We start from the raw sequence: 16,056 nt of genomic DNA on the forward strand, positions 1-16,056 counted from the left end.
ATAACAACAAGAAAGGTCAATTCGATGAATTCCATGTCACGTCTCGCTGTTGTCATCTCTCTCGCTTCGTTGTTCCCTCTGAGCGCTAACGCCGCTGACTCCAAAGGCACTGTTGAAGTGGTGCACTGGTGGACGTCGGGTGGCGAAAAGGCTGCAGTCGATGTTCTGAAAGCTCAGGTTGAAAAGGACGGCTTCGCCTGGAAGGACGGCGCCGTTGCAGGCGGCGGCGGCTCCACGGCCATGACCGTGCTCAAGAGTCGCGCGGTTGCCGGCAATCCTCCTGGTGTGGCCCAGATCAAAGGCCCGGACATTCAGGAGTGGGCCTCTACCGGTCTGCTCGATACCGAGGCGCTGAAAAAGGTCGCCAAGTCCGAGAAGTGGGACTCCCTGCTGGACAAGAAAGTCTCCGACACCGTGAAGTACGAGGGCGATTACGTAGCCGTGCCGGTGAACATTCACCGCGTCAACTGGTTGTGGATCAACCCTGAAGTCTTCAAGAAAGCCGGTATCGACAAGGCACCCACTACGCTCGAAGAATTCTACGCCGCGGGCGACAAGCTGAAAAAAGCCGGCTTCATCCCGCTGGCGCATGGCGGTCAGCCTTGGCAGGACAGCACCGTGTTCGAAGCCGTTGTGCTCTCGGTCATGGGCGCTGACGGTTACAAGAAAGCCCTGGTCGATCTGGACAAGGATGCGCTGACCGGTGAAGGCATGGTCAAGTCGCTTACCGAACTCAAGAAAGTCGCGACTTACATGGATGCCGACGGCAAGGGCCAGGACTGGAACCTGGAAGCTGCCAAGGTCATCAATGGCAAGGCCGGCATGCAGATCATGGGTGACTGGGCCAAGAGTGAATGGACCGCCGCCAAGAAGGTCGCCGGCAAGGACTACCAGTGCGTAGCCTTCCCGGGCACCGACAAGGCGTTTACCTATAACATCGACTCGCTGGCCGTGTTCAAGCAGAAAGACGAGGGCACGACTGCCGCACAGCAGGATCTGGCCAAGGTCGCCATGGGTGAGGACTTCCAGAAGGTCTTCAGCATCAACAAGGGGTCGATCCCGGTTCGTGAGGACATGCTGTCCGACATGAGCAAGTACGGTTTCGATTCGTGTGCGCAAACTGCTGCGAAGGACTTCCTGGCTGATTCCAAGACCGGCGGTCTGCAGCCAAGCATGGCGCACAACATGGCAACTACGCTGGCAGTGCAGGGCGCGTTCTTCGATGTGGTGACCAACTACATCAACGACCCGTCAGCCGATCCGGCAGCAACCGCCAAAAAGCTGGCCACTGCGATCAAATCTGCCCAGTAATTTGTTCTGAACCGCCTTTAACCGTCGTCCGCAGTGTTGAAATCCCTGGTTGATTTCACCTGCGGCTGCGGCCTGGATTCGATATACCGCATGGGATACTCCCGATGAGCTCTGTCGCTGCGAACAGCAAAGCCTCGCCAATGGATGCGCTGCAACGCTGGCTACCAAAACTGGTGCTGGCCCCCAGCATGTTCATCGTACTGGTGGGTTTCTACGGCTACATCCTCTGGACATTCGCACTGTCGTTCACCAACTCGACGTTCCTGCCTTCCTATAAATGGGTCGGCCTGGCGCAATACGCGCGTCTGATGGACAACGATCGCTGGTGGGTGGCAAGCAAGAACCTCGCGGTCTTTGGCGGGATGTTCATTGCAATCAGCCTGGTGATCGGGGTCCTGCTGGCCGTCCTGCTGGACCAGCGGATTCGTCGCGAGGGCATGATTCGTACTATCTACCTGTACCCGATGGCGCTGTCGATGATCGTCACCGGTACTGCCTGGAAATGGTTGCTCAACCCTGGCCTGGGCCTGGACAAGATGTTGCGCGACTGGGGCTGGGAAGGTTTCCGTTTCGACTGGCTGATTGATCAGGACCGCGTTGTGTACTGCCTGGTCATCGCAGCGGTATGGCAGTCCTCGGGCTTCGTCATGGCGTTGTTTCTGGCGGGGCTGCGTGGCGTCGATCAGTCGATCATTCGCGCGGCGCAGATGGATGGCGCAAGTCTGCCGATGATCTACTGGCGCGTCGTGCTGCCAAGCCTGCGTCCGGTATTCTTCAGTGCCGTGATGATTCTCGCGCACATTGCGATCAAGAGTTTCGACCTGGTAGCCGCGATGACCGCCGGTGGCCCCGGTTACTCATCCGACCTGCCGGCGATGTTCATGTATTCCTTCACCTTCAGCCGCGGCCAGATGGGCATGGGCTCTGCCAGTGCCATTCTGATGCTCGGCGCGATCCTGGCGATTCTGGTGCCGTATCTGTATTCCGAGCTGAGGACCAAACGCCATGACTAGTCATGTTGGCAAACCGGGCATCAGCTTCAGTCGTGTTCTGATTTACGCGGTGCTGATGCTGGCCTGTCTGATTTATCTGGTGCCGCTGGTGGTGATGCTGTTCACCAGCTTCAAGACCCCCGAGGACATCGGCACCGGCAACCTGTTGAGCTGGCCGAGCGTAGTGACTGCAATCGGCTGGCTAAAAGCCTGGGATCTGGTCGATGGCTACTTCTGGAACTCGATAAAAATCACCGTTCCGGCGGTGATCATCTCCACCGCAATCGGCGCGCTCAATGGCTATGTGCTGTCGATGTGGCGTTTCAAGGGCTCGCAGCTATTCTTCGGTCTGTTGCTGTTCGGTTGCTTTCTGCCGTTTCAGACCGTGCTGCTGCCGGCATCCTTTACATTGGGCAAGATGGGCCTGGCCAACACGACCACCGGGCTGGTGTTTGTTCACGTGGTCTACGGGCTGGCATTTACCACGCTATTCTTCCGTAACTACTACGTCAGCATTCCCGACGCGCTGGTCAAGGCTGCACGACTGGACGGTGCCGGTTTCTTCACCATCTTCGGGCGCATCATTCTGCCGATGTCCACGCCCATCGTGATGGTCTGCCTGATCTGGCAGTTCACCCAGATCTGGAACGATTTCCTGTTCGGCGTTGTGTTCTCCAGCGGCGAGTCTCAGCCGATCACCGTGGCCCTGAACAATCTGGTCAACACCAGCACAGGTGCCAAGGAATACAACGTTGACATGGCGGCGGCGATGATTGCCGGCCTGCCGACACTGCTGGTCTACGTACTGGCTGGCAAGTATTTCCTGCGTGGGCTCACGGCCGGCGCGGTCAAGGGGTAATCATGGCGACTCTCGAATTACGCAACGTCAACAAGACCTACGGCAGCAACCTGCCGGACACACTCAAGAACATCGACCTGTCGATCAAGGATGGCGAGTTCCTAATCCTGGTCGGTCCATCGGGCTGCGGTAAATCCACCCTGATGAACTGCATTGCCGGTCTGGAAAGCATCAGTGGCGGCGAGATTCTGATCGACGGCCAGGACGTCAGCGGCACCAGCCCCAAGGACCGCGACATTGCCATGGTCTTTCAGTCCTACGCCCTGTATCCGACCATGAGCGTGCGTGAAAACATCGCCTTCGGGCTGAAGATCCGCAAGATGCCGCAAGCCGACATCGACGCTGAAGTGGCGCGCGTTGCCAAGCTGTTGCAGATCGAGCACCTGCTCAATCGCAAGCCGGGCCAGATGTCCGGTGGCCAGCAACAGCGTGTCGCGATGGGCCGTGCCCTGGCACGTCGACCGAAGATCTACCTGTTCGATGAGCCTCTTTCGAACCTCGATGCCAAGTTGCGCGTCGAGATGCGTACCGAAATGAAGTTGATGCATCAACGCCTCAAAACCACCACTGTGTATGTGACCCACGATCAGATCGAGGCCATGACGCTGGGTGACAAGGTGGCGGTGATGAAGGACGGTATCGTCCAGCAGTTCGGCACGCCCAAGCAGATTTACACCGATCCGGCCAACCTGTTCGTCGCCAGCTTCATCGGTTCGCCGCCGATGAACTTCATCCCGCTGCGCCTGCAACGCAAGGATGGCCAGTTGATCGCTGCGCTCGACAGTGGCCAGGCACGTTGCGAACTGCCGGTGGGCGTGTCCGATGCAGGCCTTGAAGATCGAGAAATCATTCTCGGTATTCGCCCTGAACAGATTATGCTGGCCGGCGCTGAATCGACCGGGCTGCCGACCATTCGTGCCGAGGTCCAGGTGACCGAGCCGACCGGTCCGGATACGCTGGTGTTCGTCACGCTCAACCAGAGCAAGGTCTGCTGTCGCCTTGCCCCGGATGTCGCACCACAGGTGGGCGAGAGCCTTACCCTGCAGTTCGATCCTGCCAGGGTGCTGATTTTCGATGCCCAGAGCGGTGAGCGTCTTGGCGTGCTTGGAGCGCGGCAGGCGGCCGAACGGGAAAACAATGTGTCACCGGTCGAGCCGCAAGTGATAAATTGATTCAGCAACGAGCATCGCTGGCTGGCCGTTGGCTGCCAAAACGCACGGCCGACCAGCGAACACAAGGCAGTGAATGAAGCAACATGTCTACCAAAGCTAATAACAATAAAACGAGGATTGATGGGATGAAGAAGATCAACAAAGGTAAATCGCTTTCCCGGCTCCAGTTGGTATGCAAGCTGTCGGCGTTGGGTGCAATGGGTCTGGCAGGCAGCGTTCACGCCGCCGAGCCATTTGCCGCGGATTCACCCTGGATGACGGGTGACTGGGGTGGCAAGCGCACCGAGTTGCTGGACAAGGGTTATGACTTCTCGCTGGAATACGTTTCCGAGATGGCCAGCAACCTGAAGGGCGGCTACAACGATGACACCACCGGTCGTTACAGCGACCAGTTCGCGCTGGGCATGAAAGTCGATTTGCAGAAGGTTCTTGGCTGGCAAGACGCGGAGTTCAAGCTGGCAATCACCGAACGTAGCGGTCGCAATATCTCCAATGACCGTATCGGCGATCCTCGCGCCGGTACACTCAGCTCCTCCCAGGAAGTCTGGGGCCGTGGTCAGACCTGGCGCCTGACGCAGATGTGGATCAAGCAGAAGTACTTCGACGGCGCGCTGGACGTCAAGGCCGGTCGCTTTGGTCCGGGCGAAGACTTCAACAGCTTCCCGTGCGACTTCCAGAACCTGTCGTTCTGCGGCTCGCAGGTCGGTAACTACGTTAATACCTGGTACAACTGGCCTATCAGCCAGTGGGCGTTGCGCATCAAGTACAACATCACGCCTGAAGTCTATGCCCAGGTCGGCGTGTACGAGCAGAACCCGTCCAACCTGGAAACAGGCAACGGCTTCAAGCTCAGTGGCAGTGGCACCGAAGGCATGATTCTGCCGGTCGAACTGGTCTGGACTCCGTCCTTCAACTCGTTGCCTGGTGAGTACCGTGTCGGTTACTACAAGAGCACGCCGAACGCCAACGATGTCTATGAAGACGTGAACGGTCAGCCGCAGGCCTTGACTGGCGCAGCGTTCAAGTCGCACAGCAGCAAGCATGGCTGGTGGGTCGTGGCTCAGCAACAACTGACCACTCATGACGGCGACGCCTCGCGCGGCCTGAGCATCTTCGCCAACGCCACCGTGCATGACAAGGCGACCAACTTCGTCGACAACTACCAGCAGATCGGTTTCACGTACAAAGGTCCGTTCAACTCGCGTCCGAAAGATGACATCGGTATCGGTTTTGCCCGTATCCACGTCAACGACGATGTTCAGGATCGCGTGCGTCTGGCCAACCAGATCAGCGGTATCAACGACTACGACAACCCTGGCTTCCTGCCGGTTCAGAGCACTGAGTACAACTCTGAAATCTACTACGGCTTCCATGTCACCAACTGGCTGACCGTGCGTCCCAACCTGCAGTACATCAAGCATCCTGGTGGCGTAGATCAGGTTGATGATGCGCTGGTAGCGGGCATCAAGATCCAGTCGAAGTTCTGAGTATTGACTGACGCGTAACGCGATCAAGGGTCGTGTGTGCTTTGCGGGCAGCCTGGCTGCCCGTTTTTTTATGGCTTGATCCTTTTATTTTTCAGGGACGCGATTGGCGATGACCACTCACGACGCGCAACTGCCTGAACATCCCTTGCAACGCTTCTTCCGATCCCGACGGGCCAGACCTACTTTCGAGTGGGAGCGCCATCAGCTGCGCGGGGTACTGGTCATCGACCACCCGCAATGTCAGGCCGTATTCAGTCGTCAGGGTGCGCAATTGCTGCACTTCCAGCCGCAGGGCCAGAAACCCTGGCTCTGGTGTGCCGCGCAGTGGCCCCAGGTGGGCGCCATTCGTGGAGGCGTGCCGGTCTGCTGGCCATGGTATGGCCGACATCCTGGCGAGAGCGGCTGGCCGGCGCACGGCTGGGGACGTTTGCTGGACTGGAAACTGATCGACAGCAGTGAGAGTGAGGAGGGCGTGAGCCTGCACTGGCGCTTGCAATTGTGGGACTGGCAGGTCGATCTGTATGCCGAGCTGGGGCAGAGCATGGAACTGCGTTTGAGCACGTGTCACGAGGACAGCGAGCCGTGTCACTTCAGCCATGCGCTGCATGTTTATTGGCGGATCGGTGATGTGGCTGAGGTCGCGCTGGAGGGGCTCGACGGCGCACAGGGTTATGACCAACTCAGCCGCCAGGCCTGTCAGCAACAGGGCGAACTGCGCGTGGCGGGCGCCTGCCAACGCGTATTCGAACACGCCGGCGCCGTACAGCTCCAGGACCCGATCTGGCAGCGCAGGCTCAACATCGACACCGGCGACAGCACCAACACCGTCGTCTGGCACCCCGGCAGCCGACCGCTCCTCGGCGTATGCGGCAGCGAAACCACAGGCTTTGTCCGCGTCGAAGCGGCCTCAGGCTCCGGCGACACCTTTAGTCTGCGGCCCGGAGAACACGTGCAGCTCAAACTGCAAGCCAGCCTGGCGGGGTGAGTCGCAGATCACGCAGAGCGTCGGCACGATAGTCAAACCCCGATGGCACAGACGACGCAGAGTGCGACGTAAGTGACGGCTGAGTCCTGGCGCTGATCCGGGGGTAGCCTGGCAGGACGCCAGGCTAGCCGCACCGCGCCATGGATGGCCCGTTGCGGCGACCCCCGGATCAGTGCCAGGGCGAAGGAACCCGACGAAGTCGGGCCGGAAACGGAGCGAGGACTTTGCTTACTTTGGTCCCTCAAAGTAAGGCGCCGTAAGGGCGCAAAGGTGACCTGAGCAGAACCTCAATCCACCTGACAAAGAAAAACCGCCGTGTGACGCAGAGCATCACGAACTGCATGCCGACGCGGAGCGTGGGAACGATAGTCAACGACACCCGGTCAGCCCTGATCCTCGATCGGATAACGGCTGTCATTCAGACTTTCCTTGATCTTGCGCAGATGCGGCTGGAAATCGACGCCGCGGCGCAGCGTCATACCCGTGGCCAGCACATCGAGCACAGTCAACTGAATGATCCGCGACGTCATCGGCATATAAATATCCGTATCTTCCGGCAGAGGAATGTTCAGACTCACCGTACTGGCCTGGGCCAGCGGCGAACCGGCTGCCGTCAGCCCCAGCACCGACGCGCCGTTGGCCCGCGCGATACGCGCCACCTCCACCAACTCACGGGTACGGCCCGTATACGAAATGATCACGAACAACTCGCCGGTATGAGCCACCGACGCAATCATCCGCTGCATCAGCACATCGGCATGCGCCGTCACCGCCAGATTGAAGCGGAAGAATTTATGCTGCGCGTCCAGGGCTACCGGCGCGGAGGCACCCAGCCCGAAAAAATGGATCTGCCGCGCCTGGATGAGCATGTCCACAGACTTGCTGATCAAGGCCGGGTCCAATTGCTGGCACGCGCTGTCCAGTGACGCGATGGCGCTGCCGAAAATCTTCTGGGTATAGGCCTCCGGATTATCATCGGCTTCCACCGCACGGCTGACATAGGCCGCGCCGCTGGCCAGGCTCTGGGCCAGTTGCAGCTTCAATTCCGGATAGCCACTGACACTGAACGAACGGCAGAAGCGATTGACCGTCGGCTCGCTGACCTTGGCGGCCTGGGCAAGCGCTGCAATGCTCAGCCGCGTGGCCATCTGCGGGTTGAGCAGGATGACCTCGGCCACTTTGCGTTCGGCCTTGTTCAGCTCGTCGAGTCGGCCCTGGATTTGCTCCAGGAGGTTTCTTACGCGGTCCATTCAAAGTCCTTGTCGGGGCTGATTTACCAACGGTTTTGCCTTGGGCTTTTATTAGCCCTTTAGCCTGTAGCAAAGGTGGCCTATCGTACTGAGGGCCTGTGTTGATCACCACTGGAATATGCTTTCAGGCAGAATGTTGTGGTTATTACTACATATGGCCTTGAGTAACGCCTTTAAAAAAGGTATTTGTAGCCTAACTTGATAAAAGAACCAACATTATGCCCTTGATTACGGTTGAACCGTGCACATTTGCCCTGTTTGGTGCCCTGGGGGACCTGGCGGTACGCAAGCTGTTCCCGGCTCTTTATCAGCTTGATCGCGCTGGACTGCTGCATGAAGACACGAAAATTCTTGCCCTGGCGCGTGAGCCAGGCGACGAAGAGTCGCATCTGGCGTACATCGAAAAATCCATGCGCCGCTTCATTCCCGAGACGGAACTGGAGCCGGACAACCTGGGCCGCTTTCTGGCGCGCCTCAGCTATCTGCATGTCGACTTCCTCAAGGCCGAGGACTACGTCGCCCTTGCCGAGCGGGTTGGCAATGCCGAAACCCTGATCGCCTATTTCGCCACACCGGCCTCGGTCTATGGCGCCATCTGCGAGAACCTCGCGTCGGTCAATCTCGCCGAGCGCACGCGTGCCGTACTGGAAAAACCCATCGGCCACGACCTGGCCTCTTCGCGCCGTGTCAATGACGCCGTCGCGCAGTTTTTCCCGGAAAACCGCGTTTATCGTATCGACCACTATCTGGGCAAGGACACGGTACAGAACCTCATCGCTCTGCGCTTCGCCAACAGCCTGTTCGAAACCCAGTGGAACCAGAACCATATTTCGCACGTAGAGATCACGGTGGCCGAGAAGGTCGGCATCGAAGGCCGTTGGGGCTACTTCGATCAGGCCGGCCAGCTGCGTGACATGATTCAGAACCACCTGCTGCAGCTGCTCTGCCTGATTGCCATGGACCCGCCAAGCGACCTGTCGGCCGACAGTATCCGTGACGAGAAGGTCAAGGTGCTCAAGGCACTCGCACCCTTCACCCCGGAGCGTCTGGCGACCCAGGTGGTGCGTGGCCAGTACACCTCCGGCTACAGCGAAGGCAAGGCGGTGCCTGGCTATCTGGAGGAGGAAAACTCCAATACCCAGAGCGATACCGAAACCTTCGTCGCGTTGCGCGCCGATATCCGCAACTGGCGCTGGTCGGGTACGCCTTTCTATCTGCGCACCGGCAAACGCATGCCGCAGAAGCTGTCGCAGATCGTGATCCATTTCAAAGAGCCGCCGCACTACATCTTCGCGCCTGAACAGCGTTTGCAGATCAGCAACCGCCTGATCATCCGCCTGCAGCCTGACGAAGGCATCTCCTTGCAGGTGATGACCAAGGATCAGGGCCTGGACAAGGGCATGCAGCTGCGCAGCGGTCCCTTGCAACTGAATTTTTCCGACACCTACCGCAGCGCTCGTGTCCCCGACGCTTATGAGCGGTTGTTGCTGGAAGTCATGCGTGGCAATCAGAACCTGTTTGTCCGCAAAGATGAGATCGAGTACGCCTGGCAATGGTGCGATCAATTGATCGCTGGCTGGAAGAAGGCGGGCGATGCGCCCAAGCCTTACCCGGCCGGAACCTGGGGGCCGATGAGCTCCATTGCCCTGATTACTCGCGACGGGAGATCCTGGTATGGCGACATGTGACCTCAAGCTGCCAGCAGGGCTGGTAGCACACGATTTCGACACGGCGCAGCAACTGGCCGATGCACTGGCCGAAAAGGTCGCCGAGCGTCTGAAGCAGGCGATCAGCGAGAACGGTCTGGCGACGCTGGTGGTGTCCGGTGGACGCAGCCCGGTCGCCTTCTTCCAGCGTCTGGCGACACAACCGCTGGAGTGGTCGAAGGTCGTCATCAGTCTGGCGGACGAGCGCTTCGTGCCGACCGAACATGCCGACAGCAATGCCGGCCTGCTGCAGCGCCACTTGCTGCAAGGGCCTGTGGCGAAGGCCAGGTTTCTCGGCCTGTACAGCGTGGCGAGCAGTGTCGAGGAAGCCGCGCAGGCTGCCGATCAGGCCTTGGCCGAGCTGCCACCCATCGATGTACTGATTCTGGGCATGGGCGACGACGGGCATACCGCATCGCTATTCCCCAACAGCCCGAATCTGAGCGAAGCCCTTGATCTGCAAGGCGAGCGCCGCTGCCTGCCCATGCTCGCACCGAGCGTGCCGCACCAGCGCCTGACCCTGACCCGCCGCCTGCTGGCGTCGGCGCGCTCACCGATTCTGTCGGTGTCCGGTCAGGCCAAACTCGACACCCTGCGCACCGCGCTGGCAGGCGATGACCTCGCCGAGATGCCGGTGCGTGCCTTTCTCAACCCGTCTCTCGAGATTTACTGGTGCCCATAAGCCCCGATAAGCCCCACAAACAAAGGAACCGTCGCCATGACACAGAACGAAAATAATCAGCCGCTGACCAGCATGGCGAACAAGATTGCCCAGATCGACGAACTCTGCGCCAAGGCGAAGATTCTGCCGGTGATCACCATCGCCCGTGACCAGGACGTACTGCCGCTGGCCGATGCACTGGCCGCTGGCGGCATGACTGCGCTGGAAGTGACCCTGCGTTCGGCGTTCGGCCTGAGCGCCATTCGTATCCTGCGTGAACAGCGCCCCGAGTTGTGTGTGGGCGCGGGGACCATCCTGGACCGCAAGATGCTGGCTGACGCTGAAGCGGCCGGTTCGCAGTTCATCGTCACCCCCGGCAGCACGCAAGACCTGCTGCAAGCCGCGGTCGACAGCCCTTTGCCGCTGTTACCGGGCATCAGCAGTGCTTCGGAAATCATGATCGGCTACGCCATGGGCTATCGCCGTTTCAAGCTGTTTCCGGCCGAGATCAGCGGCGGTGTGGCAGCGATCAAAGCCCTTGGCGGGCCGTTCAACGAGGTGCGTTTCTGCCCCACTGGCGGCGTCAACGAGCAGAACCTCAAGAGCTACATGGCCCTGCCCAACGTCATGTGTGTGGGCGGCACCTGGATGATCGATAACGCCTGGGTCAAGAATGGCGACTGGGGGCGTATCCAGGAAGCGACTGCGCAGGCCATGGCGCTGTTTGACTGATTTTCAGGATTTCGGCGTCAGCCCTTGCGGCTGATTCCGACAAGGAAGTTGTTGTTGGTTGTATGGCTTTTCGGTGCTCCCTGGTCCGGAGCACCGTTTTTTTCTCTCCGGACCGTCTTTTCGTTTACCCCTTGTCCTTGAACGACTGACGCGGACGTGTGCGCAACGGGTCCAATAGCGCGCCAAGGCCGTTGTGATCGATTTCCTGCATCAGCGCCAGCAAGCCCCCCAACTCTCCTTTGGGAAAGCCTTCGCGGGCGAACCAGTTCAGGTAATGCCCTGGTAAATCAGCGATCAGCCGGCCCTTGTATTTGCCGAACGGCATTTCCCGTGTCACCAGCAACTTGAGTTTTTCCGGGTTCATTCGCGATAAGCCTGCGTTTCTGTCTCAGCTTGTACGATACGTGCATTCTGCATGCAGGCCAAACCGCCGATCATGCAGAAGTCACGAACGGGTAAATGTGAAAATTTCGTAACACATTGATATTAAAGAATTATTTTCATTTAAAAAACTGGCACGGTGTCTGCAATTACCTATACATCGAACACTTTCGTATCAACCTGCCATTAGGAAATTATCAAATGACTGATATCAACAAAGAAACGATCTCTATCCTGAATGACCTGATCGAAACCAGCAAAGACGGTGAAGAAGGTTTCCGTACCAGCGCAGAACACGCAAAAAGCGCCCAGGTAAAATCGTTCCTTGCAAACCGTTCTACTGAAGTCGCTGCAGCCGTTCGTGAACTGCAAGCTGAAGTGACCGCACTGGGTGGCAAGCCTGAAGATTCTTCCAGCGTATCTGGCGCACTGCACCGCGCATGGGTCAACCTGAAGTCGATGGTTACTTCGGACGACGACAAGGCCGTTCTGGAAGAAGTTGAAAAAGGCGAAGACGTTGCCAAGAAGGCTTATCGCGAAGCGCTGGAAAAAGCCCGCGCCAATAACGTTTCCTCTAACGTTATCGCGCTGATTGAAAAGCAGCAGGCTGGCGTTCTGGCCAACCACGACAAGGTAAAAGCACTGCGTGACGCAGCACGTGCAGCCCATGCCGCATCGTAATTCGATGCCTCAGCGGTAACCGAAAAAACGCCAGCCAGTCTGGCGTTTTTTTATGCCCGAAGGCAGCCGGTCAAACCTGATCGGTCACCTTTCTGGCAACCGAGCTGCGGTACTCGACCCGGTTACGTCCATTGTCCTTGGCCTGATACAGCGCCTTGTCGGCTACCCCGAAAAATGCCTCCAGTTTGTCGCCCTGGCGAACGACCTCCGAAGCGACCCCGATGCTCACGGTGATGGGATGCTCGGCATTCCTGAAAAGCGGCAGTGACTCTGCGGCCTTGCGAATTTTTTCCGCGATCAGCATGGCGCCCGGCAAATCTGTTTCCGGCAGCACCACCACGAACTCTTCGCCGCCATAGCGCGCCACCCGGTCGCCCGGACGGCGGATGCAGTATGAGATGGTCTGCGCAATCAGACGCAGCGCCTCGTCCCCGCCCTGATGGCCGTGACGCTCATTGAATGCCTTGAAATGGTCTACGTCGATCATCAGCAATGACAGCGGCTTGCCAGAGCGTTGCGCTCGGGCCCATTCGGTCTCCATGGCCTCGTCGAGCTGGCGGCGGTTATCGAGCCCGGTCAGACCATCTGTCGCGGCCAGGCTGGCCAGCGCATCTTCGGCACGGTGGCGTCTTCGCAGTTCGCGACACAGCAGCCAGGTCAGCCACAGAATGCCCAGACACAAAACGCTGGTGGCCGAGCCGACCAGCCAGGCATTGCGCCGCCAGACGGCATACACCTCATCCTCGGACTGCCCGATGACGACGATCAGCGGCAGGTTGCCGACTCGGGAAAAGGTATACAGCCGACGAGCGTTCAACTGCGTCGACATCGCGGCGAAGCTGCCATCGCCTTCCTGAAGGATGCGCTGAAAGTTGGGGCTGTGGCTGTAATCCTTGCCGATCAGATCCTGGCCTTCCATTTCCGGGTAGCGAACGATCAGAATGCCCGAGGTATTGATCAGGTTGATGCTGCTTTCACTGCCCAGGTTCTGGCTCATGAACAGGTGCTTGAAATACACCAGGCGCATCGCCGCACTCACGATGCCCATGAACTCACCGTTGGGGCCTGATATACGGCGGCTGAAACTGATGCACCAGTCCTTGTAGCCCCAGCGCGTCTTGTACGGCGCGCTGACATGTAGCGTCAAAGAGCGGTCGGTTGCATGGTCCTTGAAATAGGCGCGGTCAGAAAAGTTGTCCTGTCGAGGAATGACAGATAAAGAATCAGCCAATATCTCGCCGCGGTTATCGAGCAATACCAGATCGCCCTTGTAAGAGGCGGCAGTGGCGCGATCAAACAGTACAAGTTGGCGCAGTTCAGGCGACAGTTGCTGAAGGTCCGGACGCTGCCACGCACTGATCATACCCTGCAGGGAAGAGTCGTAAAGTTCTGCGTTACGCATGACGTCGGCATCAATCAAACGCACGATATTGGATGCTGCACGTGCTGCTGTCTGTGCTGCGTCGTCGCGCTCCCGGGCCAGTAGAGACGCCACGATCGCCAGAATGGCGAGCATTGAAACCGAGCTGCCGAAAATCAATATCAGCTCCGGACGGGTCCATCTGAGCCGGGCTTGCCGAGAAAACGCAAACACCATCATCGGTTGTTCTACCTGCAGACGAATGATTCTTGATAATCGGTTAATAAAATTATCAGTTATTTGGGGAACTTAATGACGCGTGTATAACACGCTCCTTATAGCCTCATATGAAGGGAATGTGAATAAAGCAAGTGTATTTAAAATGCTGCGAACAGGCGCACATTGAGGGCCGTGAAAACGGTCAGTGCAGTCAGTATTTTCAGGTGTCAGCGGGGCAGCTGGATGCCGAAAGTATTGGCGCCCTTGTCGCTGTTCACGAACACGGTGCCGCCATGCATCAAGGCAATCGCCTTGACGATGGCCAGCCCCAGGCCGTGATTGGCGCCGCTGTTGCTGCGTGAGGCATCCACCCGATAAAAGCGCTCGAACAGTCTGGGTAAATGTTCCTGAGCGATGTGTACGCCCGGATTGGTCACGCTGACAGTGACATGGGCATCGCGGGATTCGATGTTGACTTCAATGACCTCGCCAGCGCCGGTGTGCTGGACGGCGTTATGCAACAGGTTGATCAGCGCTCGGCGCAAGTGGGATTTTTCAATCGGCGCGCTGGCGTCGCCGTTGACACGGACTTGCACGTGCGCGTCTTCCAGAATGAAGTCCAGGTAATCCAGCGTTGTAGCGACTTCTTCAGCCAGTGAGGTGCAGGTCTGTGCCTTGACCCTGGTGCCCTGATCGGCGCTGGCCAGAAACAGCATGTCGTTGATGATCGAGCGCAGGCGCTCCAGCTCTTCGAGATTCGACTGCAGCACCTCGAAATAATGTTCGGCAGAGCGGCCGCGGGTCAGCGCTACCTGGGTCTGACCGATCAGATTGGTCAGCGGCGAACGAAGCTCGTGTGCCACATCGGCATTGAACGACTCCAGCCTCGAGTAGGCTTGCTCGACGCGTTCAAGCGTGGAGTTGAATGAGGCGACGAATTGCTCGAGTTCCGGCGGCAGCGGCGACAGCTGCAAGCGTCCGGACAGCCGTGGCGGGGCGAGCTTCTGGACTTCCTGCGAGAGGCTGGTCAGCGGTCGCAGGCCAATTCGCGCGACCCAGTAGCCCAGCGCCGACGCGAGCAGAATGCCCAGCGTGGCCAGGCTGATCAGGGCGACCAGCAGCGAGTGTTGCGTGTGCCAGAACGTCTCGGTGTCGATGGCGGTCAGAAAGCGCAGTGCCGGACGCTGTTCCTTGGCGGGAAACTCGCTGACCAGCACTTTGAACGAAAACGGATGATCTGCCAGTCTCAGGTCGTGCATGCCCAGCGGCCCGTGCGCAAAACGACGAATGTCCGCACCGGGATTGCCGAACTCGTAGAGCGGATTGTCACTCACCACCCAGAAGCGCAGGCGCTTGTCCTCTTCGCTGAGCAAACTGAGCTTGTTCTTGATCTTGCCCCAGTGCTCCGGGTTGCCGAAACGATTGACCGCCGATTCCAGCACGCTGTAGCGCGCATCCACTTCCGCGCGGGGCAGCAGGTCGAGGCTCTTGTCGACCTGCAGGTACAAGGCCCAGCCGATCAGCAGGAACACCACCAGTGCCACCAGCGCGAACATCCCGCTCAGGCGTAAAGCAATCGAATCAACCCGCACTGCGGTTCTCCAGCACGTAGCCCATGCCGCGAATGGTGTGCAGCAGCTTGTGCTCGTGAGGGCCATCGAGCTTGGCCCGCAAGCGCTTGATCGCGACTTCGACCACATTGGTATCGCTGTCGAAGTTGATGTCCCAGACCATCTCGGCGATGGATGTCTTGGAGAGAATGTCGCCCTGACGTCGGGCCAGCACGCTGAGCAGCGAAAACTCCTTGGCGGTCAGGTCCAGGCGCAGGCCGGCACGGGTCGCCTTGCGACTGATCAGGTCTATCCACAGGTCGGCGATGGTGATCTGTACCGGTTCATGGCCACCGCTGCGCCGGGTCAGGGCCTGCAGACGGGCGACCAGTTCCAGAAAGGAAAACGGTTTGCCCAGGTAATCATCCGCGCCTTCGCGCAGGCCGCGAATGCGGTCGTCGATCTGCTCGCGTGCGGTCAGCATGATCACGGGTGTCTGTTTGCGCGCGCGCAACGCACGCAACACACCAAAACCATCCAGGCCCGGGAGCATCACATCGAGAATGACGATCGCATGGTCATTCTCCAGCGCCAGGTGCAGGCCTTCGATCCCGTCGCGCGCCACGTCCACGGCATAGCCCTGTTCGGTCAGGCCCCGACGCAGGTAGTCGGCGGTTTTCTCTTCGTCTTCGATAATCAGCACGCGCATC

Annotated in this window: 15 protein-coding genes; 10 read left to right on the forward strand and 5 right to left on the reverse strand. The window is 58.8% G+C overall.

Going from position 1 to position 16,056, the window contains the following annotated elements; translation table 11 throughout:
* The first annotated feature begins 24 nt into the window (after positions 1–24).
* The 6 genes from KBY08_RS08240 (at position 25) to KBY08_RS08265 (ending at position 6,806) form a co-directional block, all read left to right on the forward strand.
* Entirely contained in the window at positions 25–1,311 is a 1,287-nt protein-coding gene (locus KBY08_RS08240; protein ID WP_054091517.1) for an ABC transporter substrate-binding protein, read from the forward strand.
* Positions 1,312–1,415: 104 nt separating this feature from the next.
* A complete protein-coding gene (locus KBY08_RS08245; RefSeq protein WP_003314048.1) occupies positions 1,416–2,324 on the forward strand; it encodes a carbohydrate ABC transporter permease in 909 nt (302 codons plus the stop codon).
* Positions 2,317–3,162 (forward strand): carbohydrate ABC transporter permease, encoded by an 846-nt coding sequence (locus KBY08_RS08250; RefSeq protein WP_103714741.1) that lies wholly within the window; start codon positions 2,317–2,319, stop codon positions 3,160–3,162. Before KBY08_RS08245 ends, KBY08_RS08250 begins: the two co-directional genes overlap by 8 nt.
* Before the next feature lie 2 nt (positions 3,163–3,164).
* On the forward strand, positions 3,165–4,334 hold the full coding sequence (locus KBY08_RS08255; RefSeq protein ID WP_011266834.1) for an ABC transporter ATP-binding protein: 1,170 nt from the start codon (positions 3,165–3,167) through the stop codon (positions 4,332–4,334).
* A gap of 125 nt (positions 4,335–4,459) precedes the next feature.
* Complete coding sequence (locus tag KBY08_RS08260; RefSeq protein WP_011266835.1) at positions 4,460–5,821, forward strand: carbohydrate porin; 1,362 nt, start codon at positions 4,460–4,462, stop codon at positions 5,819–5,821.
* A gap of 109 nt (positions 5,822–5,930) precedes the next feature.
* Positions 5,931–6,806: a D-hexose-6-phosphate mutarotase gene (locus KBY08_RS08265; RefSeq protein WP_111522056.1), complete on the forward strand. Its 876-nt coding sequence runs from the start codon at positions 5,931–5,933 to the stop codon at positions 6,804–6,806.
* A 383-nt stretch (positions 6,807–7,189) separates the two neighbouring features.
* Here the strand turns inward: KBY08_RS08265 and KBY08_RS08270 are convergent, their stop codons facing one another.
* On the reverse strand, positions 7,190–8,056 hold the full coding sequence (locus KBY08_RS08270; protein WP_002552324.1) for a MurR/RpiR family transcriptional regulator: 867 nt from the start codon (positions 8,054–8,056) through the stop codon (positions 7,190–7,192).
* Positions 8,057–8,274: 218 nt separating this feature from the next.
* On the opposite strand from KBY08_RS08270, the gene zwf reads away from it, so the two are divergent.
* Genes zwf through KBY08_RS08285 form a run of 3 tightly spaced genes read left to right on the forward strand, consistent with a single transcriptional unit; the run spans position 8,275 to position 11,155 of the window.
* A complete protein-coding gene (zwf, locus tag KBY08_RS08275; protein ID WP_003408964.1) occupies positions 8,275–9,744 on the forward strand; it encodes a glucose-6-phosphate dehydrogenase in 1,470 nt (489 codons plus the stop codon).
* Positions 9,731–10,444: a 6-phosphogluconolactonase gene (gene pgl, locus KBY08_RS08280; RefSeq protein ID WP_111522055.1), complete on the forward strand. Its 714-nt coding sequence runs from the start codon at positions 9,731–9,733 to the stop codon at positions 10,442–10,444. The genes zwf and pgl overlap by 14 nt, the downstream gene beginning before the upstream one ends.
* Positions 10,445–10,480: 36 nt before the next feature.
* Positions 10,481–11,155, forward strand: coding sequence for a bifunctional 4-hydroxy-2-oxoglutarate aldolase/2-dehydro-3-deoxy-phosphogluconate aldolase (locus KBY08_RS08285; RefSeq protein ID WP_003408967.1), 675 nt, complete (start codon positions 10,481–10,483; stop codon positions 11,153–11,155).
* 124 nt (positions 11,156–11,279) lie between these two features.
* On the opposite strand, the gene KBY08_RS08290 is transcribed toward KBY08_RS08285, so the two are convergent.
* Positions 11,280–11,519, reverse strand: coding sequence for a DUF3820 family protein (locus KBY08_RS08290; protein WP_080433799.1), 240 nt, complete (start codon positions 11,517–11,519; stop codon positions 11,280–11,282).
* Positions 11,520–11,737: 218 nt separating this feature from the next.
* Here KBY08_RS08290 and KBY08_RS08295 point away from each other — a divergent pair, with 218 nt between their 5' ends.
* Entirely contained in the window at positions 11,738–12,217 is a 480-nt protein-coding gene (locus KBY08_RS08295) for a PA2169 family four-helix-bundle protein (RefSeq protein ID WP_103713177.1), read from the forward strand.
* Positions 12,218–12,287: 70 nt separating this feature from the next.
* On the opposite strand, the gene KBY08_RS08300 is transcribed toward KBY08_RS08295, so the two are convergent.
* The 3 genes from KBY08_RS08300 to KBY08_RS08310 all read right to left on the reverse strand — a co-directional run bounded on the left by KBY08_RS08300 (position 12,288) and on the right by KBY08_RS08310 (position 16,055).
* Positions 12,288–13,817, reverse strand: coding sequence for a sensor domain-containing diguanylate cyclase (locus tag KBY08_RS08300; RefSeq protein ID WP_004406640.1), 1,530 nt, complete (start codon positions 13,815–13,817; stop codon positions 12,288–12,290).
* 206 nt (positions 13,818–14,023) lie between these two features.
* Entirely contained in the window at positions 14,024–15,388 is a 1,365-nt protein-coding gene (locus KBY08_RS08305; RefSeq protein WP_011266840.1) for a heavy metal sensor histidine kinase, read from the reverse strand.
* On the reverse strand, positions 15,378–16,055 hold the full coding sequence (locus tag KBY08_RS08310; RefSeq protein WP_024651218.1) for a heavy metal response regulator transcription factor: 678 nt from the start codon (positions 16,053–16,055) through the stop codon (positions 15,378–15,380). Before KBY08_RS08310 ends, KBY08_RS08305 begins: the two co-directional genes overlap by 11 nt.
* Position 16,056: the final 1 nt, after the last annotated feature.

Origin of the sequence: Pseudomonas sp. P135 (assembly GCF_020312125.1) — a bacterium.
Taxonomy (GTDB): Bacteria; Pseudomonadota; Gammaproteobacteria; order Pseudomonadales; family Pseudomonadaceae; genus Aquipseudomonas; species Aquipseudomonas fragariae.

Excerpts from the sequence above, each read along its gene's own strand:
- KBY08_RS08240 (WP_054091517.1), top strand. The coding sequence starts at position 25 with ATGAATTCCATGTCACGTCTCGCTGTTGTCATCTCTCTCGCTTCGTTG.
- KBY08_RS08245 (WP_003314048.1), top strand. The coding sequence starts at position 1,416 with ATGAGCTCTGTCGCTGCGAACAGCAAAGCCTCGCCAATGGATGCGCTG.
- KBY08_RS08250 (WP_103714741.1), top strand. The coding sequence starts at position 2,317 with ATGACTAGTCATGTTGGCAAACCGGGCATCAGCTTCAGTCGTGTTCTG.
- KBY08_RS08255 (WP_011266834.1), top strand. The coding sequence starts at position 3,165 with ATGGCGACTCTCGAATTACGCAACGTCAACAAGACCTACGGCAGCAAC.
- KBY08_RS08260 (WP_011266835.1), top strand. The coding sequence starts at position 4,460 with ATGAAGAAGATCAACAAAGGTAAATCGCTTTCCCGGCTCCAGTTGGTA.
- KBY08_RS08265 (WP_111522056.1), top strand. The coding sequence starts at position 5,931 with ATGACCACTCACGACGCGCAACTGCCTGAACATCCCTTGCAACGCTTC.
- KBY08_RS08270 (WP_002552324.1), bottom strand. The coding sequence starts at position 8,056 with ATGGACCGCGTAAGAAACCTCCTGGAGCAAATCCAGGGCCGACTCGAC.
- zwf (WP_003408964.1), top strand. The coding sequence starts at position 8,275 with ATGCCCTTGATTACGGTTGAACCGTGCACATTTGCCCTGTTTGGTGCC.
- pgl (WP_111522055.1), top strand. The coding sequence starts at position 9,731 with ATGGCGACATGTGACCTCAAGCTGCCAGCAGGGCTGGTAGCACACGAT.
- KBY08_RS08285 (WP_003408967.1), top strand. The coding sequence starts at position 10,481 with ATGACACAGAACGAAAATAATCAGCCGCTGACCAGCATGGCGAACAAG.
- KBY08_RS08290 (WP_080433799.1), bottom strand. The coding sequence starts at position 11,519 with ATGAACCCGGAAAAACTCAAGTTGCTGGTGACACGGGAAATGCCGTTC.
- KBY08_RS08295 (WP_103713177.1), top strand. The coding sequence starts at position 11,738 with ATGACTGATATCAACAAAGAAACGATCTCTATCCTGAATGACCTGATC.
- KBY08_RS08300 (WP_004406640.1), bottom strand. The coding sequence starts at position 13,817 with ATGATGGTGTTTGCGTTTTCTCGGCAAGCCCGGCTCAGATGGACCCGT.
- KBY08_RS08310 (WP_024651218.1), bottom strand. The coding sequence starts at position 16,055 with ATGCGCGTGCTGATTATCGAAGACGAAGAGAAAACCGCCGACTACCTG.